This window comes from Bacillus sp. BS98 (assembly GCF_008432245.1).
In the GTDB taxonomy this organism is placed as follows: domain Bacteria; phylum Bacillota; class Bacilli; order Bacillales; family Bacillaceae_G; genus Bacillus_A; species Bacillus_A toyonensis.
In genome coordinates this window covers 164,608-186,986 of record NZ_CP043831.1, presented here as the reverse complement: position 1 = coordinate 186,986, position 22,379 = coordinate 164,608, and the positions used below count along the sequence as shown (strand labels likewise).

Sequence of the window (22,379 nt, the reverse complement as noted above, 5' to 3'; positions counted from 1 at the left end):
TAGATGAAGTACTATTCCATAGGTGAATTTGCTAATTTAATAGGAAAGACAACTCAAACGTTAAGAAACTGGGATAAACAAAATGTTTTTAAACCACATCACGTAACGGATAGGGGTTATCGATATTACTCACAAGAACAACTTAATCACTTTTTGGGTATTAAAGGTGAAATGCAGTTAAACAAAATAGTGATAGGATACTGTAGAGTTAGCTCTCATAAACAGAAAGATGATTTGGAAAGACAAATTGATAACGTAAAAACGTATATGTTTGCTAAAGGCTATCAATTTGAAATCATCACTGATATAGGAAGTGGGATTAGCTATAATAAAAAGGGATTAAATGAACTAATTGATAAGGTCACTAATTCGGAAGTAGAAAAGATTGTTATTCTATATAAAGATCGGTTAATTCGATTCGGGTATGAATTAATCGAAAACCTATGTAATAAATATGGAACGACTATTGAGGTCATTGACCATACAAAAAAGACCGAGAAACAAGAATTAGTAGAAGATTTAATTCAGATTGGCACTGTTTTCAGCTGTAGATTGCAAGGCAAAAGATCCAATAAAGCCAAGAAGATGATTAAGGAGTTGATGAAAAATGATACTTGCGAGGAAAGTAAGAATAAGACCAAATAAAGAACAAGAACATCAACTTTGGAAATCCGTTGGAACAGCCCGATGGGCTTATAATTGGACATTAGGTAAACAAGAAGAAAATCACAAGCACGGTGGTAAATTTCTATCTGACGGCCTCCTTCGTAAAGAATTAACCGTTCTGAAACAAACAGAAGAATATGTATGGCTATACGAAGTATCCAATAACATTACAAAGCAAGCGATCAAAGATGCTTGTGAAGCATATAAGCGATTCTTCAAGGGGCTGGCTAATAAACCATGTTTCAAAAGCAGAAGAAAATCCAAGCCGTCTTTTTACAACGATAATGTGAAATTGAAAGTTCGAAATAACGAAGTGTTGATTGAAAAAGTTGGATGGATGAAAATTTCAGAATCATTACCAGTCGATGTAAAGTATAAGAATCCACGTATTCATTTCGACGGAAAGTATTGGTATTTGTCCGTTGGCGTAGAAAACGAATGTCCCAAAATAGAATTAACAGATGTCTCACTAGGTATTGATGTTGGTGTGAAGGAACTGGCTGTTTGCTCGGATGGAGAGAAAAAGAAAAATATCAACAAAACACAAACAGTAAAAAAGGTAGAGAAACGACTTCGTAGGTTGCAACGTCAAGTTTCTCGCAAATATGAAATAAATAAGGAGGGAAACCGTTTCATCAAAACCGGCAACATTATAAAAGTCAAAAAGAAAATACAACACTTGCATAGAAGGTTGACCAATATCAGAACAAATTATCTTCATCAAGTCACGAAAGATATCGTGAAAACCAAGCCATATCGAATCGTGATGGAAACCTTGAACATCAAAGGAATGATGAAGAATAAGCACTTGTCTAAAGCTATTGCAAAACAATGTTTATATGAGCTTAAGCGACAAATTCAATATAAAAGCGAAAAATACGGTATTGAATTTATTGAAGCTGATAAATGGTATCCATCTTCTAAGATGTGTTCAAGTTGTGGGAGCATCAAGAAAGATCTAAAGCTATCTGATCGCATATACAAATGTGCTTGTAGTCATGTCATAGATCGGGATTTGAATGCAGCCATCAACTTGTCACGTTATGAATTAGCCAATTAACACCTAAACGTTATGGCTAATATGTAGGATGCGTTGTATCCGAATTTACGCCCTCGGAGAGTTATATCAAACGGTAGTAGCTTTGGCAAAACCGGACTCGTAGAACAGGGAAATAAACAAACTTTATAGACTTTTATAAGGTTTTGGCAACGGAATAGGTATGAATCAATCATATAGCAGCTTGAATCGCGATGAGTCATTAAATAAAACTATAACACAAGATTCTAATGCAAGAAGTATTAAGCCAATGGCTTATCCAGAAGGAAACACTTTTGAAATTAAGAAAATAGGAAATTATAAGGTACTATCAAAACAGGAAAGTTTAAAATTATTTCAGCGGTACAAACATGGTGAAAAGGATCTACGTGATTATTTATTTCATGTGAATGTAGGACTAGTATTATCTATTGCAAGAAAGTACAAAAACAAGCACCCTGATATAGAGTTTGATGATCTGGTTCAAGAAGGAAATGAGGGAATGTTACGAGCAATGGAAGATTTTAATCCGGCTTTAGGCTATTGCTTTTCCACATACGCTTTTTGGTGGATACAAAAAAGTATGTTAGGAATTATATGTAAAAAAAAGTCTGGGCCTTTTAAAATACCTAATTATGTGAATCAATTTAATTTAAAATATGTCGAGTTAGAAGATAAATATTTACAAATGTATAACAGAACCCCTACGGTGGAGGAAGTTGTAAAAGAGTTAGATGTAACAAGCGAAACAGTCATTAGGCACAACGTATATTATAAGCGAGCTACTACTATGACTTTGGATATAGATACAATAAATGAAGATATAGGTATGTCGAAGCCATTCTATGATGATAATTCAGCAATTCCTTTAATAAATGAGATAGTAATTGAAGACTTAAATTACGAGATATGGTTAATATTTGATGAAGTATTAAACCCAAAACAAAAGATGGTACTAAATCTATGTTTTGGTCTTTTAGATGGTAAAGTGTATTTGCATAAAGAAATTGCAAAAGCACTTATGATAACAACTGAAAGAGTGTCACAAATAAAGGAAGAAGCAATTAAAAAATTGAAGAAATGTGACTATAAAGATGAGATTTTTAATCTACTACATGAAAAGTTGAAAGTTATGGATGAACTTAATATGGCGTGAAAATATATACTCGTATATATCTGAATATTTAGTGCGACGAGTGTATTGCATCTTTTTCTATCTAAAAGTTGGAAACAAATTGATGTATTAAGGGGATAACATGTACTATAACCTCAATAGATGTAAAATAAAAAGAAGGATAAATGGGTGCAACCTGTTTATCCTTTTTTTATTTATTATGCTTTAAAAAATAATATTACCTTTATTTTTCCTTAGTTTTTCTATAGAAATATCTCATGATTAATTATGAAGGATAAATAATTTAATTACTCTCATTAATGAGGTACCAATAGAAAGGAGGCCATTGTTGTTATATGCAAAATAATAGAAAAAGAAACGTAATTAAGGAAAGGATTAGACAAGAAAAAGAACGACGAGAACGATTATTAGCTGAGGAAGAAGAACAATATGAGGATATTCATGAGAATCAAGTAAGTGAGAAATTCCAACAAGAGCATTTGGAACAACAGTTGAAACAAAGTGAAAATAGAGAAGAAAGTGTAGTTTTAAATACACCTAAAAATGAAGCTTCAAATAGTAATCCGGCTCTTGATTGGATTACGACAATTCAAAAACAGTCAAGCACTTCGGAAAGCAATTTTAATAAAGAACAACCAGAAGTAGAAGAAGGTAGAAAAGCAGAGGAAGAAGCAAGGAAACGTAAAGAAGCGGAAGCACGTAGAAAAGCAGAGGAAGAAGCGAGGGAACGTGAAGAAGCGGAAGCACGTAGAAAAGCAGAGGAAGAAGCGAGGAAACGTAAAGAAGCGGAAGCACGTAGAATGGCAGAAGAAGAAGCAAGGGAACGTGAAGAAGCGGAAGCACGTAGAAAAGCAGAGGAAGAAGCGAGGAAACGTGAAGAAGCGGAGGCACGTAGAAAGGCAGAGGAAGAAGCAAGGAAAAGTGAAGAAGCGGAAGCGCGTAGAAAGGCGGAAGAAGAAGCAAGGAAACAGGCTGAAGCACGACGGAAAGAAGAAGAGAAAAAACTTGAAGAAGTAAGAAAAAGAAGATTAGAGGAAGAAAAGAGAATAGAAGAACAAAAGAGACAAAAAATAGTTGTGGTTAAAAGAGAACCAGAAAGTGATGAAATTAATTTAAATAAGAAAAGAAATCTACCAAATGAAACTAGATTTAAACAAGAAGAGAAAGAAGTAATCGATAAAAAAGGAATCTTAAATAATATGAAAAAATATAAGTACGCTATTATAGGAATCGCATCGATTGTTTTATTAATATTAGCAGGTTTTGCCTTTAGCAATTTGAAGAATTCACAGGCTGCATCTGCAAATAATGTAAATAGTTTAGAAGTTAACGCGAATCTAATAAATGGATTAAGGTTATCTGCAGTTCAAAAATATCAAGATGCTGCCTTGGAATTTGATAAAGTGGATTATAAAAAGTTAGGAAAAGAAGATAAAAAGGCAGTTTTATTTACTTATCTTTTAAGCGGTAAAGCACAAAAGGCTATTGACTTAGAGCAAGATTTTGCAGAATCAGTAGTTTCATATTATATAGCTGTAGATAATTTGAAAAAAGTAAAAGAACTCAAAACAAAAAATCCACTAATTCATTTTGAAATTGCAGCATTAGATGACAGACATGAAGAAGTTATTAAATTAAAAGACCATGTTCCACTAGATGGCAGAAGAGAAGGAATTATTGTTAATAGTTATTTGAAATTAAATAAATCTGAGGAAGCTAAAAAGTTTGCTCAAAAGGTTGGAAATAAAGATTTACTTGAAAAAATTAATAATTCTGCACCTAATAGCTCTGCTACCTCTGTAGCAACTATTAGTGCAGGTTAAGTAATGGGGAGGAATTGATTGTGCCATTAGATTATTCGAAAATTTTTAAGAAAGTTTTACTTGCTACTACTGCTACTACCCTAAGTGTTGGGGTAGTTTCAGGCTGCTCGCTGTTTACTTCGGAAAAAAAGAGCACCAAAACAGCATCAGTATCTAAAAAGAAAAAAGATACGGAAAAAGAAAAGAAGAAAGATAAGAAAAAAGATGAAAGTAAGGATGCAACAACTGAGAATTTAAATACTAATGATTTTGATGAAATCATTGATAATGCAAAACGTAGCTCAGATCAAAATTTAGCCGGAATCATTGAAAATAACAAAACCAAAAAGAAATTTGATGATTTAACGGATTCAATTGCGATCGCGGCTATAAATTCAGATAGAAATCTAGCATCAGTTATTGACAGTGATAAATCAAATAATCGTTTTTCAGATTTAAATACTTCAATAGCATCAGCAACAAACAATCCTTCTGTCTCGGATAATAAGGGTAGTAAGAACTTTGTATTTGGTGGCGATCTAAATATCAATGATGGAGTGGCTAGTGCAGATAATTTAATACCTCCAATTAATAATGATAAAAAGCCAACAACTTCTGGAGACTCTAGTGGCGGAGGAGATACAAAACCGCCAACAAGCGGCGATGGTAATAATGGCGGAGGAGATACAAATCCACCAACAGGCGGCAATGGTAACGATGGTGGAGGAAATACAAACCCACCAACAGGCGGCGATGGTAACGACGGTGGAGGAGGTACAAACCCACCAACAGGCGGCGATGGTAACGATGGTGGTACAACAAAACCAGAGAAACCTGAAAAAGATACAGTGGCACCAGTAATTACAGCAAAACAAGGTGTGACAGTATATGTCGGTGATAGTCTAAGTGCAGACGATTTAGTAGAAGTAAAAGATAATAAAGATCCAAATCCAGTAGTGACAGTAGGAGCGTATGATACAAGTAAGGCAGGGGAAATTCAAGTAGCAGTAATGGCAACAGATGCATCAGGAAATCGCTCAAGTACAACAGTAACCATTAACGTAGTAGAAAAAGAAGAGGAAAAAGATACGGAAGCACCAATAATTACAGCGAAGCAAGGTGTGACAGTACATGTAGGAGATAGTCTAACTGCAGGAGACTTAGTAGAGATAAGTGATAATAAAGATCCGAATCCAGTAGTAACAGTGGGAGATTACGATACAAGTAAGGCGGGAGAAATTCAAGTAACAGTAACGGCAACAGATGCATCAGGAAATCGCTCAAGTACAACAGTAACTGTTAACGTAGTAGAAAAGGAAGAGGAAAAAGATACAGAAGCACCAGTAATTACAGCAAAACAGAGTGTAACTGTACATGTAGGAGATAGCTTAAATGCAGGTGATTTAGTAGAAGTAAGTGATAATAAAGATCCGAATCCAGTAGTAACAGTAGGAGCGTATGATACAAGTAAGGCAGGGGAAATTCAAGTAACAGTAACGGCAACAGATGTATCAGGAAATCGCTCAAGTACAACAGTAACCGTTAACGTAGTAGAGAAAGAAGAGGAAAAAGATACAGAAGCCCCGGTAATTACAGCAAAACAAAGTGTAACTGTACATGTAGGAGATAGCTTAAATGCAGGTGATTTAGTAGAAGTAAAAGATAATAAAGATCCAAACCTAGTAGTAACAGTAGGAGCGTATGATACAAGTAAGCCAGGTACAATATCAGTTCAAGTAACTGCAACTGATAATGGGGGTAACAGTTCAACTGCAACGGTAACCGTTAACGTAGTAGAAAAAGAAGAAGAGAAGGATACGGAAGCACCAGTAATAACAGCGAAACAAGGTGTAACCGTTCATGTGGGAGATAAATTAAGTCCGGGAAGTTTAGTGAGTGTAAAAGATAATAAAGATCCAAATCCAGTAGTAACAGTAGGAGCGTATGATACAAGTAAGCCAGGCGCAATATCAGTTCAAGTAACGGCAACCGATAAGGCAGGAAATAGCTCAACTGAAACAGTAAATGTGGTAGTTCTTGAGAAAGAAAAGCCAGAACAAAAGCCAGAGCAGAAATCAGAGAAAAAGCCAGAACAGAAAACTGCAGGAACAACTTCTAAAGAGCAGGGTAATGGATTACTTGCATCAAATTCTAATGATGTAGTTAAATAAGATTTTAGCGGAAATTTATATTAGCGAAGATTTTAGAAGGTTCATCTATAAGTTTTTGTATCAGTCGAACTTAACTAATCAAAACCTTGTTATTATTAAATAAGGTGTTTTCCATAGAAACTCCAGAAACTTTATATGGAAAAAAACGAACTGTCTTAGTAACAGTAAGGTAACACCAATTAGAAATATTAATATTGGAAAAACAGAAAGTAGACGTTTTTTCAATTGTAGATTAAACTCCATTCTGAGGGTTTATAGTATTCATCATAACATAAAATTAACAGATTAAACATTCTGAATATTGTTGTTTTTGCAGGTGTAATTTGTTAAAATTAAGTATACCTTTTTTAAATTTCAATTTTTTATATCAATAACTACTGTAGCCCTTTCGGGGTTTCGATTTTCAAAGATAGTTTAAGTTTTTTACTTTTACTTTCTTTTTAAATACAACTCCGAAAAGGGCTTTTTTGCGTTTTTTGGAGAATATCACATTGTGAAAGGATGAAGGTTTTATGAAGATTAAGAGATTATTTTTAGTGTTAGGCGTTTTAGCTATGATGTTTGTTTTTATAACACCTTTATAAAGGATGAACCTTAAACAGATGCTTTAACTCCTGTCAAAGTAGGGGATTTGAAACAAAAAGTTCAATACGATTATTTGTTTGAAGATGAATTATCAAAAAATGTGATTAACGATTTAGGAGGGCAATTCAAATTAATATTTGATGATTTTGATAAGAACGGCTACTTAACCATTTATCAAAATAAAAAAGAACTAGAAATGTTTTTAGGAAATCATGTAACTACTACAGAATTAGCTAATGAATTTACATCGGACTATTTTAGTACAAATAAGAATTACAAAGTTACTTATAAAAGTAAACCAAGTCTATTTAATTATGAAAGACCAAGAACTGTTACAAAAGTAAAAAAAGGATTGTTTTTGGTAAAACAAAACGACTTAATTCTGGAATTTAAATATGTACCAGAAATAGATGGATTTCGTATTTTTTGAGATTACATATTTAAAATAACAAATTACGTGGAGGAATTCACTATGTTACAAATTAGAACTTTGATTGCTGATGCTTTAAGAATTGATGAAGAAGTGAATAGTTTTTTGAAATATTGTAATAATCAAGGGAAAATAGTTAAAGAAATAAAACCAAGTGGGATCATTAATCGTGAATATGATCAAGGCCAACCACTTGTAACCGTTATGGTTGTTTATGAAGGAATAAATTAACTGCAGTTATGAAAAAGACGAGGATTAATTCCTTGTCTTTTTTATTTTCTAAGAAGGGTGGATATATCGACTATGAAAATAATAAAAAAAGTGGTCGCCTTTAATTACAAATATAAAGACGTAGAGGAAAAACAGGTAGCACTTGAGATACTGGAATTCTATATTCATCAAAATTGTATTGTGATCTACAGTATAATTGATGGCAGATTCAAAAACATTAATAATAATCAGGCGTTCAAATTATTAGAAAGTGTACAGGTATCAAATAATTTGATTTGTTAACTTGAGAAAGTTAAATAACAAAATAAATTTTCTGAATTGGAAGATAAAATAAACTTCATTGTGATATAATTTAGTTGCATTTTTTCTTTTTTATATCACTAATTACTTATAACCTTTCGGGTTAATGAAATTACACAAAAAGGAACTTTATGTTGCTTTATTTTATTGTGTAAACACTTCATTATCCCGGAAGGTTATTTGTTTTTGCCTGAAAGGGGTGATGCTATGTCATAAGAACTAATTATTAAATAGAAACTGCTGCTGCAATGTCAAAAGTTTTTCGAAAAGGGGTGCATATTATGTTGGTTACAGTAATTGTGTCAGTTGTGGTTGGTATGGTTTCAGGATTGGCTAGTCATTACATCACAAACAAAAAGGTTTTGTTGCCTCGTAAGAGCAAGCTTGCATTTCACCCGGGTTTCTTGGGAGAGATGTTTGTAGGTAGTATTGCTTCACTCGTTGGTGTTGCAATGTTTAACCCTGAAACAATGATGGATATTCTTAAGGTGAGTATTCTTGCCGGGATTTCAGGACAAGCTTTCCTGCTGCACAATCGCTTGGCAACGGAACAAGTAAAAACCGATGAGATTCAGTCGATTTCAAAGAAATTGACCGAACTCGAAAAAAAGAATAAGGAATAAAAGAGGAGTAATCTGGTATAAATAGAAATAGAGAGATGAGGAGATTTGGTTATGTAATGGCCAAATAAAGAGAGTTGAGTTGAGGTGAGCCCGATGTCTCGAAAGGAAGTTTTTGATTATCTAGATGATCAAGAAAAGGAAGAGTTAGCAGAATGGACAGAAGAGCTTAAGAATGCTCAATCTACGAAAGCAGTTAAACTTTATTCAAGTAAGATAAAGGAACTGCTAGGAAAGATTGAACAACGAATGATTAGCTCAGGAGAGGAAGCAGCGACGGTTAGCTTCTAATTGAATAGCAAGATAGAAAGAAGCTGGTGGAGAATTTATCCACCAGCTTCTTTTTTTATCGGGCTACATTGTTTTAGTATTATCTATTGAAAAAAGTTTTTATTTAAAGGATATATCAAAAGATTAGCTGAATAGCAGTTGATGCTAGCCTAAGATGATTTTTTAACCTCGCTATATTAATAATATATTTATAAATTTTTAATAAAAAATACAACAATATTATGTAAAACATGTATACACCATACAATCCAGGATGGTGGAAATTTTGTATGTCCATTCTCATATTTTCTTGTATAAATCCAATAAGAGTACACAAATACAAAACCCATAATGCAAGCATATAATATATAAATATAGCTAAAATCGTGGCTCAATCCAAATATAATAGCTGAAATAAAGATAATCGATTTGTTGTATTTTTCCATACCAGGGATCAATTTTAAAATCCAAAATATAAACATTTGGTATAGAGCTGTTTCTAATAAAGGTGCAATGACTATGCCATCCACTATTTGAATCCATATATATTCATCTTTAATGGGGTTTTTTTGTAATCCTCCTGGTAGAAAACTGGTGGGGAGTGGTAACAAGAAAGATGCAAAAGTCATGAACAGAATAAACCATTGTTTTTTTAAATGATAAAAATAATGTTGTGTCTTCTGAATCATGGATATATTCTCCTATACTGCCGTGTCTTATTTACGGTTTATAAATAGGTGTACTTCTAATCTAGTAATAATTTAGGTATATAAAAAGACACTATATATAGTGTCTTTTTATACGTTGACCTATTCTGAAAGAAAATGTAGTGATTAATAATAGTTTGTTGGATACTTCTTGGTTGATATTAGTATACCATTATCATCAGTTATTTTAAATGTAGTTATTCATATATATGATTTTTATTATATTATGGTTAGAGTCATGTTTTTTCTTCTTATATGTAGTGCATAATTTGAGATTGTATAATGTCTTTCCATAAATCCTTCCTCATTGAAGTAAAAGGAACATCTATACTAGAAAGCAAAAAATAAAAAGGAATATTTTAATAATTGTACCAGATTTTATAGTAAAATAGGTCTCATGGTATGAATGTACAATTTAGATATTTGCCCAATGAACCATATGCTTTTAGAACTGAGAAAGACCTTAAAACAAATAAGTTATATATTTTAAGACAGTAATGTTCCAAGCAGTATAGATGGGAACGTCAAGAACTTAAATGATTTAAGATTTACACTATATAAAAGTTGAAGTATACGACTAAGGAAAGAGGACTTTGCAGTGTACTGCACATTCAAGAATTAATTCTTTCGTAGGGAGTGCTTATATGAAAAGTATGAAAAATGTAATATTGCTAGTAGTATGTTTCATATTTTTAAGTGGTTGTAATTCAAAAAATGAAGCTGAGGTACAAAGTTATATAAAAGAAAAACACGGAATCGATGTTGATATAACAGAATGGGGCTCAATAAACGAGAATAATTTTGGTAACACTTACCATACTGTGCAAGAAAAAGATAACAAATATCTAAAATTCCGAGTAAAAGTGCAAGGTTTCCTCTATTCATCTATAGTGGGTGACGAATACAAATATGGGAAAAAAACATATGAGGAATATAAGAAATTCCAACCAACTCTAGAAGAAATAAAAAAATTAGGGTACGTGGAAACTGAAGAGGAAAATGCTCTTCAATATTTGTTGGATAATGAAAATCCAGAAGAAGGAAACCCGACGGATGAATTGCTATTAACTTTGAAAATGAGCAACGAGATTGACTTTAGCCAATTGGATTCCGTAGAATTAGATCGTTTATATGCTCTATTTCAACTCATTCAGAAGAATAATAAAAAGATAACAGAACTAGAGATTAAGGATCAAAATGGTAAATCCTTAGGTGGACCTTTTAAAAATGTACAAAATATAATAACAAAAGAAGAACTGTTATTAACAATGAAAACTACGATGTCAGATACCATAAACAAATATTGGGAAGGTTGGATTAGAACGCACACGAAAGTAGTAGAAAGATTATATGAATTGCAAAACGATCGATTTGCAATTAAAGGTATTACTTATATAAGTTCGGATCATGAGGGACTTCGAAAATATATAGTGATTTTAAAATTTAATAGCGACGGTATATTTGAAAACAATCCACCTTTAATTGAGGATTTAATCAAAGTAACCAAAATACTTAAAGAAGAACTGTATAATAAAAATTATGCCATAGATTTAACCAATAAGACTGGAACATTATATACAGCTTGGTTATCATCAAAAGAAATTAAAGAAGCGAATAACATTGAAGATCTTGTAAAAGAGGGATTTCCTACGAATTAAATGTAAAGTCCTATTCATGTTTGTTATTTGATCTGAAAGCATGATATATCGAATTCTTAATCTATACCCATCAACTTTAGAATTTTATAACACCTCAGGCTAAAAATCCCGTGTGTTTTTGTTAGAAAACGGCTTATTTTTCGCTTTGGGGTGTTTGCTTTTCTTAGGTTGATGATGATGTAGTGTTATTCTACGCCAATTTTCATGATGATCCTTTTAGAGTAATTATCAATTTTTAAACTGATGTATATAGGAGATCACTCCATATACATCAGTTTAAAAACATAAAACACTTTATTTATCAAGTTAATTTAATTTGCATCCGCATAGGAGGGAATGGGGATTCTAAACACTTGTTTGAATATTAATCACTTCAATCGTATTCCTTCGAATGCATTTATTACCAAGTCATGCACATAGGATTCATCCAACTTTTCACCGGTTACTAGCAACCGATAAAAAATTGGTCCGTAAATGAGATCGATGCTTAAGTCAATATCGAGATTTTCTTTTAATTCGCCTCTTTTAATTCCCTTCTCCAGAAGTTGCTTTGCTTGCAGTCGACGTGGTTGGAAATAGCGAGCACGATATTCCTCTGCTAGTTTCGAATCAAATTGCCCTTCGCCAATTAACTCAGTAATAATAGTGCCTTCTCGACTTATTAAAAAACTGGCTAAACTTGTGGCGTGTGTTAAGATATCATTCAATGCTGAACCTGTATCAGGTACAGGCAATCTGGCAGCAGCAGCAAAAAGAAAACCATCCATTACCACAGCAGCCTTATTTGGCCACCATTTATAAATCGTAGCTTTGCTAACTTTAGCACGGTCTGCAATTTTATCAACTGTGACTGCTTTAAAGCCACTTTCCAGTAATAACTCATAGGATGCAGAAAGGATAGCCTTTTGGGTTTCGATATTACGTGGTCGACCTCTTTTACCTTGCACATTAATCATTCCTTTCAAGAACATAAACTATACGTTTAGTATACTTAATATGAACGAATAATAAAATAGCCTATTTACAAAACTGAACGCTTAGTATATATTTTAGGTAATTAATAAACTGAACGTTTAGTTTATTAATTACTTAGCAACTTATAATGGTAAGGTCTTTAAACATGTTTCCAAATCCACAAAGTGAATTACTAAAAAAATTTAGAAAAGGGGAATAAAAAAGTGGGGAAATTGGATCTTTTGAAAGAAAAACGGAAAGTAGTTCAGGCTCAATTTAGAATAATGGTAGTGCTGTAGTTCTTGCCAAGGCGATTGAGTAATTTTGAAATAAAAGTATGGGAGGAAATAGATATGTCTAATTTTAAAAATAAAGCAATCAATAAGGAGATTTCATCGGGTTTAATCATTCTTCTAGCAACTGCATGTGGTATTATTGTGGCTAATCTTTATTATGCCCAGCCTTTAATTGGGGTAATTAGTCATGTAATTGGGCTTTCTAATAGTAGCGCTGGATTAATTGTAACACTAACTCAGATTGGATATGTTGTTGGCTTACTATTTCTTGTACCTTTAGGGGATATTGTTGAGAATAGAAAATTGATAATTATATTGTTAATTCTAAGTGCAGTTGCTCTAACTGCCACAGTTTTTGTAAAGAGTGCAATCTTGTTGTTAGTAGCTTCATTCTTTATCGGATTGGGGTCGGTTGCAGCGCAAGTGCTCGTACCTTTTGTATCATACCTTTCATCGGAAGATGCACGCGGTCGTGTAGTTGGTAATGTCATGAGTGGCCTGTTATTAGGTATTATGCTTGCGCGTCCGATATCTAGTCTAGTAGCTGATATCTGGGGATGGAATGCAATATTTGCTTTATCTGCGACTGTAATCATTGTTTTGGCGTTTGTATTATCGAAAGTACTCCCTACTAGGAAACCAACGGAAAAAACAAATTATACTGCCTTACTTAGTTCAATGTGGCAACTACTACGAACTACTCCAATTTTACGCCGTCGCGCAATTTATCATGCTTGTGTATTTGGGGCTTTCAGCTTATTCTGGACCACTGTTCCATTATTATTGTCTAGTCCTGCTTTTCATTTTTCTCAGACTGCCATAGCATTATATGCACTTGTCGGAATTACAGGTGCAATAGCCGCTCCAATAGGTGGCCGTCTAGCTGATTTTGGCTGGACACGACCCGCCACTGGGATAGCTCTCACTGTTGTTATTATTTCTTTATTACTACCACTTATTATTCAAGGTAGTTCGCCCATCGGAATAGCTGTTTTAGTAATTGCTACAATTCTGTTGGACATGGGAGTATCTGCAAACCTTGTGCTTAGTCAACGTTTAATTTTCTCATTGGATCCAGAAATTCGTAGTCGACTAAACGGGCTATTTATGGCTATTTTCTTTTTAGGAGGTGCTGTTGGTTCCTCTCTTGGAGGATGGGCATATGCATTAGGTGGTTGGAGCCTAACATTATGGATAGGAATCGCTTTTCCGATCATAGCCCTTCTTTATTTTTCTACAGAGAAATAGTTTTATAATTGAATTTTAGCAGTCCGCATTCGTTTGAATGCTTATTCATTGGTATATCCCAGTTTTATAGATTAATGGCGGTTATTTTGAAATTTGTATCATTTCTATTTTGGTTTTCAGTTCTTTTAACTTTTGTCGCATTTTCCATTGTCTTGATGATCTATTATCCATTTTTAACATTCCTTATACAATTATTTAAGAATGAGTATAGCATATAAGGGCAGTCTGTATGAAAATGAACTATTTAAATATAAATTAAACAAAAGCGTTAATTAAAAAAAGACCTCTTACGGGAAGATAAGAGGTCATCAAAAAATGTTGTATTTGAAACACGAGATGTTTCATAAAGATGCTTTAAAATAAATTTATATATTACGTATAATAAATATAAAAGTTTATGAAAAGAATAAAAGTGTATAAATCCGTATTTAAATGAAGAATCCCTAGACTTAGGGGGCTAGGGATTCTCGGTCTGGTATACTTCACACGATATTATAAAAAGAATAGAACGTACTGAAGATAACATATGAATGTTACGTAAATGTATCAACAAAGTGAACAAAAGCGTAATTTGAATAAAAAATGACAGCTGAAATGTTAAGGTCGTATCAGCTGTCACTAAAATAGATATTGAGTTTTATTATTAGGTTTTTTAATTGGTATTTTTGCTCTTATTTCTAGAGGAAATTGTACCAAAGATTGCTCCAGACATTGCACCGATTAAAGTCATAAAGATCGCACTCCAGGCTGCAAATGACATAATTACACCTCCTAGTAATAAATTGTTGTAACTAAATAAAGTTATTGTTTCTTAGCCCTTTTAACAGAAATGATGATTGCAACAATTATTAAGAAAAGAAGAGGAGCCCAAGAAAAGAAAGACATTTAGTACTCTCCCTTTAATATTAACTTTGTACATTCTTATAAAACAATTATCTCATGTTCGCAAATCAAACATACAGAATATGTAATATTGCATATCGAATTGTAGATTGAGAAGAAGTGACAATGATAATTGAATAAAAAATAGCTCTTACTACTAAGTAAGAGCTCCTTAAACAGAGAAAAAGTCGTATGTGATTCTATATGAGAACCACAATAACGTTTTAACTCCCTAATATATAGTTGTTTATATGTGTTGACTGTAGTAGAACTGAAAAAATGCTATTTTACTTGAAGGCTAACAACTATCATCACGAGATTAAGAGTTACTATTTACACAATGATTACCTCGGATTAGTTAAGTACTTCTATATACGAACGACAGATAATACTATCATTGATTTGTGTTTAAGTGAATTCCCTGAAGTGTTTGCGGTATATGAGGGGTTCACTGAAGCGCAGATCAAGAAGATATACAGAGGAAAATTACAATAAAAGAGCAGTTAGCAAAAGCTAACTGCTCGGTTCTCCAAAAGGGGGAAAGGAGAAAGGTTAGGGACTTTATTAAATGAGTTATGGCCATCGCCTATCTATATTATTGACGAAATATTAGGTTTTATTCTGACGACCCCAAAAAAAGCACCTTTAAAAAGTGCTCTTTAAGGGGAAAGTGAGGTACTGAAAAGTAAATTAGGGTTTTTTGCTTCGAGATAATATATGACCATTTCATCATAATGTAACGATGAATCACAAAAGAGCAGCTAGCAAAAGCTAACTGCTCATCTCCAAGGGAGAAACTATCATGTTGTTTATATTATTAACGAAATATTGAGTCTTATTCAGAGGATTTATTAATTATGTAGTTTACATGAGAAGACCTATTAACATCCAAGCTGCCCCAATTAGAATTAAAGTTTCGAATGTAATCCAAAATTTTCTCTTTTCTGGTTTTTGAAATTCTTTAATTACAGAAAATACGGCACTTATTCCTACAAGAGTGAAAAGAACAATTCGGATCGTATCAGTCATTTGCATCACCACCTAAGATTTGAATAGTTTAATTATATATTAATTACCATTTTGTAGAAACTTAATAAAATAATCCTTTTAATAGAAAGCTAGGAATAACAATGGGACTAGGAAACCGTGGAATGGTACTTGAAATGCTTATCAATCTATCGAATGAAATGTATCAAAGGGGGGAGTGGCGCTTATAAATAAACGTCCGACTCCTGTGAAGGTGATTAAGAGTAAGGGAAGCTAAGAGTACAGTAGACTATGACGGCGTGTATAAGCGTTCCGCCTTTCGTTTGTAGACTCATAGGTAGTAAAATCACATTTGTCATGTTGATTCTTGATTTCTATGTTAAAACTAGATCGTTTTACCAATGGGATGATGGTTCATTCGATTGAATGAACTTTATGTTATAAGAGAAGTATCAATTGGTTTATTTGGAGTTGATCACGACAATTACTAATGTAAGTTAAGGTTTTTCTTTTAAACAATAAAACGAGTAGAGAGCTTCCGCTCTTTGTTTGAGCCAATACAGCGGAAACATTCCCCTTCCGTCCCTCTAGTGTATTGGTTCAAAAAAGGCGTCGGAAGAAAGATATACGTCTTGGATATAATCACATTGTGTAAAGACTGTAGGTCAGTGAAGGCTATGCGACAGCCAAAGTATTGGCTAACTCTATGGAGTATCAACGAGAAAATTCTTAGTCTTCTCCTAGTCACCGAACGTAAGGCGCGTAGCTAATAAGAGCTAAAAAATTAAATAATGCGGTGGCTTGGAGAAGGCTGAGGGTGCTCAGCCTTGAACTAATAGTGAATTTTTTATTTATTTTCCCACATCCTATTTAGGCTTTTTATTCAAAATGTATAATTAATTTATAATAATAAAAGGATGTTTATGACTCTTATCGAATAAATTAATTTGGAGGGGATTAGGAGATGGATAAATATATTTTTGATGAATTATTAAATTGGGAAAAAAATTAATAGAAAAGTATAAAGCGATTGTAAAGGTGGAAAGAGAAAGAGAACTTGAATCCTTTACTCTGATGAAAAAAATTGAAATTCTAAAAAAAGTGAGTGAAAAGTTTGAAGGGGAAAGGAAAAAACTTTTCGTAAGGGCAGAAATCAATCCGCTTCAAGACAGAGGGAGAAAATTAGACCAAGAAATTAAAAGTACAAAAGGGATTTATTATGAGAATAAGGAGGAAATCGAAATTACCCTTGAATACTTAAGAAAAGAAATTGATAATGATGATGAGAGTCAGCAAATTATTACGGATGATAAAGAGGTATTTTTAAAATGAAACTAGAAAGGCATCCCAAACGGGTGCTTTTTTCTTTGTTATATAGAAATTACACATTAAACTAGGGAACATTCTAATAAGACAAGCATATGATGAATTCGTGGGACGAGTTATCATATGAGGTGAAACTTGGAGCGCCATACTTATTTGTTTAAGGGTACCTAATGATGGGTACTCTTTTTATTTTGAACAAAATGGACATTTGGGTTAAATGAGTATATAAATAGGAAGAATCTAATTATTGGATACATATTTTACTCTAAGAGGTACAAATTCGATGCGACGTGAAAATGAGTTAAATGAATTACCGTGAGGTGTAGGAATATGCCTGGAGAGCCAACTTGCTGCTTTTTTATTTTTAATAGAAAAAAGGAATCCCGAAAGATCCCTTTTTCTAATTATGATATATCGTAATCGCATATAAGTAAAGACATTTAGTATTATATAACAATTAAATAATATAAACAATGAATATTTTAGGATTTACAATAAGGAGGAGTTATAACGATTGTCTTCTTAAAATATTGAAAATAGACGATTACACTTGTGAGGCATATCAGTACAACCTGTTATTTATTGCACCATGAGTATAGGACGTTATAATAGTCCCTAATTACATATAAAGAGGTGCAGAAAATGAATAAAACAGAATTAATAAAAGTAGTAGCAGATAAAGCAGAACTTACACAAAAGGATGCTGCTACAGCGACACAAGCTGTATTAGACGCAATAACAAATACTCTTGCAAATGAAGAGAAAGTACAGATTCTTGGATTTGGTACATTTGAGGTACGTGAAAGATCTGCACGAACAGGGCGTAACCCGCAAACAGGTGAAGAAATGCAAATTGCTGCTTCTAAGGCGCCTGCATTTAAAGCTGGAAAAGAATTAAAAGAGGCAGTGAAATAATTATACATAGTGAAAAAGGATCTGATATTCATATCGGATACTTTTTATTTGTAACATGGCAAGGTCCCTCTTAAAGATGTAAATTTATATATCTTATTTATGTAATTTATGATATGTTTTCATATGTTAATAAATTACAATACTTTTAAAAAGAAGTATACATTATGATAGATGCTACTTCTTTATAGGAAAAGTCTCAAGGTTAAAAACGATTTTCGTAGATGAAATCATTGCGAAACAAAAAAGAAAGAGTTGGAAGAAAAGAAACAACAATCACGAAACAAAGGGGTAAATTACAATGAAGCGTAAGTTATTAGAAGTTGCACTGCCAGTAATATTGATGAGTGGTGTAGGTTGTGCAAGTAAGGACGTAGCGGAAGAGAAAAAAGAGGATAGTGTAAAAGTAGCAGACTATAAGGAAACAGAGAAGGAAAAAGAAAAAGATAAAAGAACAAATAATGACTCTTCAGCAAGTGATAGCGAGTCTGGAACAACAAATAAGGACCCAATAGCTACTGTAATTAAAGATGTAGATAAAATACACGAAGAAAAAGATAAGTTAGAGAAACAAAAAGAAGCGGAAACAACGAAGGAAGAAACAAGTAAAAAGGAAGTTCAGGTAGAGAAGAAAGAAGAAGTTAGTAAAGAGAAAGACAAGGTGTCTGATGCTACGAAACCTAACAGTATGAAAGAGTATCAAGAAAAAGTAGAAATACAGGCTAATAAATTCATAGCTGCAGTAAAAGCTACGAAACCAATAGTTGAAAAAGATGAAACTCTACGAACAAATAAAGATGAATTAAAAGCACAGTTTAATATAGTGAAAGGAGAGGCAGAGAAGTTAGTAGGCCTTAAACCGCCTGAAAAGTACAGTTATTTTAAAATTGAATTTATAGATGCTAATAAGACATTCCTACGGGCATTAGGCGACTTGTTTAAAGCTCTAGACGAAGGAGATGTAGAAAAGGGTGATACGGCTTTAAATGGTGTATTATATGGTTTCGAGCAATTTGGTATGACAATAAATGGCATAAGAGACATAGAAGAATAAAGTAAGTCTTAGATTGAATAATAAAATTGTGAGAAGTGAAAACAAAAAACCTTGATACAGCTGGTATCAAGGTTTTTTTCTCTTAGTAAGGAGACATATATTGATCGCGTTTCCATTGGTATACCTGCGTGCGGAAGATATCCCACTCAATTTCTTTTGCTTCGATGAAGGGCTCAAATAAATGGTCTCCTAGTGCACCGCATACGACTTCATTCGATTGTAATGTAGCGAATGCTTGCGCTAATGTTGCTGGTAAGTCAATAATATCCGCTTCTTCACGCTCTTCTTATGTCATTACATAGATGCTGCGGTCTACTGTAGTTGGGTCAACACTACGTACTTCTATGCGTGTACTAATGATGATACATTTGAGGCTATGCCTACAGAAGAAGAAAAGGATCCAAAGCAAGGCGTAGCACGTGCGGGAACAGTTACCTCATCTTGGAATATACCAGATGGCTAGGTGCACAAAGGAGAATATATATTAGTACATGCGCCTGGTACAACAGCCAAATCAGCTGAAGAATCAAATCGCTAGGAAGAAGAACTGGAGAGATGTATGAAAGAATTTAAAATGCTTCGTGATACAAAAGAAGAACATGAGGCATCAATGAGTTATCGTGTAGTGATTAAGGATTTAAGAGCAAGAGGAGTTAATGCTTCATTGGTAACACGGAGAGAATAAAAAAATCTATCACTTGGCAGAGTGATAGAAAAATAGCCTTGCAAAAGATCTTAGGATTAATTATATCAAATTAGCATTCGTATAACAACGGAGTGTGTTGCATGCTTTTAGACAAGTTATTACATAGAGTGTTGCTGAATCCTAAATTGTTTCAACAAGCAACATCAACACAACACCTAAATTACTTAGTAAACCAATATCTCAAAATAGGATACAAGAATTATCGCTTGTTACGTGTAGAGGACGGATTCGCGATATGTAAACGGGAGGATGAATAATATGGCAGTTTATAGACCAGTACACGTTTCATTTTGGCAGGATTCATTTGTTTTAGATCTTACACCAGAGGAGAAGTATTTCTACTTATATTTGATGACAAACAGTAAGACGTCTCAATCAGGAATCTATGAGCTTCCACTTCGTATTATTGAAACTTGATACAGGATACAATCGTGAAACTGTTATGAAGCTATTAGAACGTTTTGCTGAGTACGGAAAAATTAATTACAACCAAAAAACAAAAGAGCTGTTCTTAATCAACTGGTTGAAGTTCAATCCAATTAAAAATGTAAACATTGAAAAGTGCGTCTTAAAAGAGATTCAATCCGTGAAGGACCAGGATTTCTTAGTTGATTTCTATGAAACTTGTTTGCAATTAGAACGTGAACAAGATTTTAATATTCCTCGTATTAAGGAGTATTTATCAGTCCATCTGGAGGGGCTTATAAGGGGCTTCCAAGACCCTAGCAAGGAAGAAAAGAAGAAAAAGAAGAAGAAAAAGAAAAAGAACAACAACAAGAAGAACGCGCAAGCGTGGAAGAAGTTGTTGAGGTTAATCCAATCTCTTTTTACGAACAAAACTTCGGACTGATTACACCTTTTATTGCAGATGGTATTCATGCATGGATAGATAATTTAAATGCAGAGCTAGTTATTAAGGCTATGGAGATTGCTTTAGAGAAGAATACCAGAAACATGTCTTACGTAAATACGATTTTAAGAGATTGGCATCTTAAAGGCTTCAGAACAATAACTGATGTTGAGGCAGCTGATAAAGCGTTTCGTACTCAGCGATTAACAAAGGCGCAACAACAGACACAAGCTCCCTATCAACAAAAAGGGTTATCGGAATCTACTAAAAACGTAATACAGCAGCAACAAGCATGGGAGCGGAACATTCCAACAGAAGAAGAACTTGCGGTACTTAACCAACAGAATGCGTGGTTGGCACAATGAGTAACGATATGATTCGTAATGTAGAAGCTGAACAAAGTGTTTTAGGTAGCATAATCCAAGAAGGCGATTTAATTAAAGATTGTCAGCTAAAGGTAAAACAGTTTTCTTTACCAACGCACCAAGTAATTTTCAAGGCAATAAGAGAATTAGAGGATGCTGAGCTTCCGATAGATCTTGTTGCTCTCATTGGAAAATTTGGTGAAAGCTTTATACATCAAATTGGCAGAATTGAATTCTTTGTAAACTTAACAGAAGTTGTTACGACTACTAAAAATTTCTCATATCACGAAGGGTTAATTATTGAATCTTGGAAAATGAGACATGCTCAAGGGGTTTCCAAAATTACGGTATGCAGATGTGGTTGTGCAAATACCAAGTCAAGCCAAAGCGATTGATGAATTAAAACCAACAACAGCGCCTGATGAACGTTATGAGTTGTTTGAGAATTATACAATTGGGATTTGGCGTTATAAGCGAGTGGGGGATAAACAATTTGTATGGGAAGAAGCTGAAGAGATATGTAAACGAGCAAGGGATAGCAAAGAGCCGACGCCAATACGACTTCATCTATCCTTGGAACAATCATTTGTTCCGGAGAATGTTGTGCGGTATTTATAAGCATATAAAAAAGCCGAGATTGCTCTCGACATAATTATTCGACAAAGTAATTATAACATAATTGGGAGTGATTGCGGTGGCAGGTATTAGTGAAAATATTGTGGAAATGAAAGCTGAAATTTCATTATTAGAAAATATGATTTACGTTGTGAAAGATGGACAAGTTTATTCGATTGAACCACCAACTACAGGGTATGGTGAACAATCGTTTGTATATAAAAATGGAAAAGTAGCTCGTATGGATGAACGAAGGACTCAGTTAATTTAATGGAGATTGGAAGGGGGGGGGAATGCTATGAAGTTACTTCCCTATAAATTTTATTAAAAAGAGTACTGTAAAACAGTGTAGCAATAATTTTTTTCGGAGAAACTGTGTGAAAAAACTTAAGTTGGTGATTTTAAGTCTCTAAGTAATAAATATGATTACGATTTAATAACTAGCAAATTTCAAAAAATATTCAAAAAAACACTAGATTTTTATATTGGGATATGACATTATAAATTTTGTGTATTTATATAGAAATATGACATTATAAATTTTATGTTTTTGTATTTATGCAATATTATTAA

At 33.4% G+C, this 22,379-nt stretch carries 20 protein-coding genes and 7 pseudogenes; 21 read left to right on the top strand and 6 right to left on the bottom strand.

All coding sequences use genetic code 11. The annotated features are described in order from the left end of the window. Positions 1-3: 3 nt before the first annotated feature. From F0362_RS28050 to F0362_RS28030, 5 genes are all read left to right on the top strand, one after another. Positions 4-645, top strand: a complete 642-nt coding sequence (locus F0362_RS28050; protein ID WP_000878680.1) for an IS607 family transposase — start codon at positions 4-6, stop codon at positions 643-645. After that, positions 608-1,726 (top strand): RNA-guided endonuclease InsQ/TnpB family protein, encoded by a 1,119-nt coding sequence (locus F0362_RS28045; protein ID WP_000599429.1) that lies wholly within the window; start codon positions 608-610, stop codon positions 1,724-1,726. Before F0362_RS28050 ends, F0362_RS28045 begins: the two co-directional genes overlap by 38 nt. A gap of 160 nt (positions 1,727-1,886) precedes the next feature. Then, complete coding sequence (locus tag F0362_RS28040; protein WP_149890132.1) at positions 1,887-2,858, top strand: sigma-70 family RNA polymerase sigma factor; 972 nt, start codon at positions 1,887-1,889, stop codon at positions 2,856-2,858. A gap of 314 nt (positions 2,859-3,172) precedes the next feature. Then, positions 3,173-4,660 carry a hypothetical protein gene (locus tag F0362_RS31090; RefSeq protein ID WP_052943524.1) on the top strand — a complete coding sequence of 496 codons (1,488 nt, stop codon included), beginning with the start codon at positions 3,173-3,175 and terminating at the stop codon, positions 4,658-4,660. A gap of 20 nt (positions 4,661-4,680) precedes the next feature. Further along, positions 4,681-6,810 carry an adhesin gene (locus F0362_RS28030; protein ID WP_149890131.1) on the top strand — a complete coding sequence of 710 codons (2,130 nt, stop codon included), beginning with the start codon at positions 4,681-4,683 and terminating at the stop codon, positions 6,808-6,810. Positions 6,811-6,883: 73 nt separating this feature from the next. On the opposite strand, the pseudogene F0362_RS31085 reads toward F0362_RS28030, so the two are convergent. Further along, positions 6,884-7,053: pseudogene (locus F0362_RS31085) on the bottom strand (signal peptidase I); the annotation flags it as partial. Between the two features lie 269 nt (positions 7,054-7,322). Here F0362_RS31085 and F0362_RS28020 point away from each other — a divergent pair. The 4 genes and pseudogenes from F0362_RS28020 to F0362_RS28000 all read left to right on the top strand — a co-directional run bounded on the left by F0362_RS28020 (position 7,323) and on the right by F0362_RS28000 (position 9,267). Then, positions 7,323-7,844 (top strand): annotated as a pseudogene (locus F0362_RS28020) (peptide ABC transporter ATP-binding protein). A 23-nt stretch (positions 7,845-7,867) separates the two neighbouring features. Next, complete coding sequence (locus F0362_RS28015) at positions 7,868-8,056, top strand: hypothetical protein (RefSeq protein ID WP_000939326.1); 189 nt, start codon at positions 7,868-7,870, stop codon at positions 8,054-8,056. A 581-nt stretch (positions 8,057-8,637) separates the two neighbouring features. After that, entirely contained in the window at positions 8,638-8,979 is a 342-nt protein-coding gene (locus tag F0362_RS28005) for a DUF4257 domain-containing protein (RefSeq protein WP_000961802.1), read from the top strand. A 93-nt stretch (positions 8,980-9,072) separates the two neighbouring features. Then, the gene (locus tag F0362_RS28000) at positions 9,073-9,267 is read left to right on the top strand and encodes a hypothetical protein (RefSeq protein WP_000087405.1); all 195 of its coding nucleotides are present in this window, start codon (positions 9,073-9,075) and stop codon (positions 9,265-9,267) included. A gap of 188 nt (positions 9,268-9,455) precedes the next feature. On the opposite strand, the gene F0362_RS27995 is transcribed toward F0362_RS28000, so the two are convergent. Then, a complete protein-coding gene (locus F0362_RS27995; RefSeq protein WP_149890130.1) occupies positions 9,456-9,935 on the bottom strand; it encodes a CPBP family glutamic-type intramembrane protease in 480 nt (159 codons plus the stop codon). 662 nt (positions 9,936-10,597) lie between these two features. Here F0362_RS27995 and F0362_RS27990 point away from each other — a divergent pair. Continuing rightward, complete coding sequence (locus tag F0362_RS27990; RefSeq protein WP_098010103.1) at positions 10,598-11,611, top strand: hypothetical protein; 1,014 nt, start codon at positions 10,598-10,600, stop codon at positions 11,609-11,611. Between the two features lie 368 nt (positions 11,612-11,979). Here the strand turns inward: F0362_RS27990 and F0362_RS27985 are convergent, their stop codons facing one another. Next, positions 11,980-12,567, bottom strand: a complete 588-nt coding sequence (locus F0362_RS27985) for a TetR/AcrR family transcriptional regulator (protein ID WP_149890129.1) — start codon at positions 12,565-12,567, stop codon at positions 11,980-11,982. A 351-nt stretch (positions 12,568-12,918) separates the two neighbouring features. Between F0362_RS27985 and F0362_RS27980 the strand changes: the two genes are divergently transcribed. Next, the gene (locus F0362_RS27980) at positions 12,919-14,109 is read left to right on the top strand and encodes an MFS transporter (RefSeq protein ID WP_149890128.1); all 1,191 of its coding nucleotides are present in this window, start codon (positions 12,919-12,921) and stop codon (positions 14,107-14,109) included. Between the two features lie 652 nt (positions 14,110-14,761). Here F0362_RS27980 and F0362_RS31490 read toward each other — a convergent pair. Continuing rightward, positions 14,762-14,951: pseudogene (locus tag F0362_RS31490) on the bottom strand (hypothetical protein). A 319-nt stretch (positions 14,952-15,270) separates the two neighbouring features. Here F0362_RS31490 and F0362_RS31080 point away from each other — a divergent pair. Further along, on the top strand, positions 15,271-15,486 hold the full coding sequence (locus F0362_RS31080) for a hypothetical protein (RefSeq protein ID WP_073990853.1): 216 nt from the start codon (positions 15,271-15,273) through the stop codon (positions 15,484-15,486). Between the two features lie 369 nt (positions 15,487-15,855). Here the strand turns inward: F0362_RS31080 and F0362_RS30670 are convergent, their stop codons facing one another. Further along, positions 15,856-16,020: a hypothetical protein gene (locus tag F0362_RS30670; RefSeq protein WP_000132662.1), complete on the bottom strand. Its 165-nt coding sequence runs from the start codon at positions 16,018-16,020 to the stop codon at positions 15,856-15,858. Between the two features lie 101 nt (positions 16,021-16,121). On the opposite strand from F0362_RS30670, the pseudogene F0362_RS27970 reads away from it, so the two are divergent. The 4 genes and pseudogenes from F0362_RS27970 to F0362_RS27955 form a co-directional block, all read left to right on the top strand. Beyond that, a pseudogene (locus F0362_RS27970) lies at positions 16,122-16,286 on the top strand (Holliday junction resolvase RecU); the annotation flags it as partial. A 688-nt stretch (positions 16,287-16,974) separates the two neighbouring features. Continuing rightward, a complete protein-coding gene (locus tag F0362_RS27965; RefSeq protein ID WP_226534329.1) occupies positions 16,975-17,310 on the top strand; it encodes a hypothetical protein in 336 nt (111 codons plus the stop codon). 636 nt (positions 17,311-17,946) lie between these two features. Then, entirely contained in the window at positions 17,947-18,219 is a 273-nt protein-coding gene (locus F0362_RS27960; RefSeq protein WP_001043917.1) for an HU family DNA-binding protein, read from the top strand. A 298-nt stretch (positions 18,220-18,517) separates the two neighbouring features. Then, the gene (locus tag F0362_RS27955; RefSeq protein WP_149890127.1) at positions 18,518-19,270 is read left to right on the top strand and encodes a hypothetical protein; all 753 of its coding nucleotides are present in this window, start codon (positions 18,518-18,520) and stop codon (positions 19,268-19,270) included. An 82-nt stretch (positions 19,271-19,352) separates the two neighbouring features. Here the strand turns inward: F0362_RS27955 and F0362_RS27950 are convergent. Next, a pseudogene (locus F0362_RS27950) lies at positions 19,353-19,586 on the bottom strand (type I glutamate--ammonia ligase); the annotation flags it as partial. Between the two features lie 243 nt (positions 19,587-19,829). On the opposite strand from F0362_RS27950, the gene F0362_RS31290 reads away from it, so the two are divergent. From F0362_RS31290 to F0362_RS27930, 5 genes and pseudogenes are all read left to right on the top strand, one after another. Then, entirely contained in the window at positions 19,830-19,955 is a 126-nt protein-coding gene (locus tag F0362_RS31290) for a hypothetical protein (RefSeq protein ID WP_254903146.1), read from the top strand. A 279-nt stretch (positions 19,956-20,234) separates the two neighbouring features. Next, positions 20,235-21,191, top strand: a pseudogene (locus F0362_RS27945) (DnaD domain-containing protein). After that, positions 21,188-21,529, top strand: a pseudogene (locus F0362_RS27940) (DnaB-like helicase N-terminal domain-containing protein); the annotation flags it as partial. The pseudogenes F0362_RS27945 and F0362_RS27940, both read left to right, overlap by 4 nt. After that, on the top strand, positions 21,513-21,809 hold the full coding sequence (locus tag F0362_RS27935) for a cell division protein SepF (RefSeq protein WP_149890126.1): 297 nt from the start codon (positions 21,513-21,515) through the stop codon (positions 21,807-21,809). The pseudogene F0362_RS27940 and the gene F0362_RS27935, both read left to right, overlap by 17 nt. Before the next feature lie 76 nt (positions 21,810-21,885). Then, a complete protein-coding gene (locus tag F0362_RS27930) occupies positions 21,886-22,077 on the top strand; it encodes a DUF3954 domain-containing protein (RefSeq protein WP_053446363.1) in 192 nt (63 codons plus the stop codon). Positions 22,078-22,379: the final 302 nt, after the last annotated feature.

What these genes read in the sequence shown, in the direction of transcription:
- F0362_RS28050 (WP_000878680.1), top strand. Translation starts at nt 4, where the DNA reads ATGAAGTACTATTCCATAGGTGAATTTGCTAATTTAATAGGAAAGACA.
- F0362_RS28045 (WP_000599429.1), top strand. Translation starts at nt 608, where the DNA reads ATGATACTTGCGAGGAAAGTAAGAATAAGACCAAATAAAGAACAAGAA.
- F0362_RS28040 (WP_149890132.1), top strand. Translation starts at nt 1,887, where the DNA reads ATGAATCAATCATATAGCAGCTTGAATCGCGATGAGTCATTAAATAAA.
- F0362_RS31090 (WP_052943524.1), top strand. Translation starts at nt 3,173, where the DNA reads ATGCAAAATAATAGAAAAAGAAACGTAATTAAGGAAAGGATTAGACAA.
- F0362_RS28015 (WP_000939326.1), top strand. Translation starts at nt 7,868, where the DNA reads ATGTTACAAATTAGAACTTTGATTGCTGATGCTTTAAGAATTGATGAA.
- F0362_RS28005 (WP_000961802.1), top strand. Translation starts at nt 8,638, where the DNA reads ATGTTGGTTACAGTAATTGTGTCAGTTGTGGTTGGTATGGTTTCAGGA.
- F0362_RS28000 (WP_000087405.1), top strand. Translation starts at nt 9,073, where the DNA reads ATGTCTCGAAAGGAAGTTTTTGATTATCTAGATGATCAAGAAAAGGAA.
- F0362_RS27995 (WP_149890130.1), bottom strand. Translation starts at nt 9,935, where the DNA reads ATGATTCAGAAGACACAACATTATTTTTATCATTTAAAAAAACAATGG.
- F0362_RS27990 (WP_098010103.1), top strand. Translation starts at nt 10,598, where the DNA reads ATGAAAAGTATGAAAAATGTAATATTGCTAGTAGTATGTTTCATATTT.
- F0362_RS27985 (WP_149890129.1), bottom strand. Translation starts at nt 12,567, where the DNA reads ATGATTAATGTGCAAGGTAAAAGAGGTCGACCACGTAATATCGAAACC.
- F0362_RS27980 (WP_149890128.1), top strand. Translation starts at nt 12,919, where the DNA reads ATGTCTAATTTTAAAAATAAAGCAATCAATAAGGAGATTTCATCGGGT.
- F0362_RS31080 (WP_073990853.1), top strand. Translation starts at nt 15,271, where the DNA reads ATGCTATTTTACTTGAAGGCTAACAACTATCATCACGAGATTAAGAGT.
- F0362_RS30670 (WP_000132662.1), bottom strand. Translation starts at nt 16,020, where the DNA reads ATGACTGATACGATCCGAATTGTTCTTTTCACTCTTGTAGGAATAAGT.
- F0362_RS27960 (WP_001043917.1), top strand. Translation starts at nt 17,947, where the DNA reads ATGAATAAAACAGAATTAATAAAAGTAGTAGCAGATAAAGCAGAACTT.
- F0362_RS27955 (WP_149890127.1), top strand. Translation starts at nt 18,518, where the DNA reads ATGAAGCGTAAGTTATTAGAAGTTGCACTGCCAGTAATATTGATGAGT.
- F0362_RS31290 (WP_254903146.1), top strand. Translation starts at nt 19,830, where the DNA reads ATGAAAGAATTTAAAATGCTTCGTGATACAAAAGAAGAACATGAGGCA.
- F0362_RS27935 (WP_149890126.1), top strand. Translation starts at nt 21,513, where the DNA reads ATGCTCAAGGGGTTTCCAAAATTACGGTATGCAGATGTGGTTGTGCAA.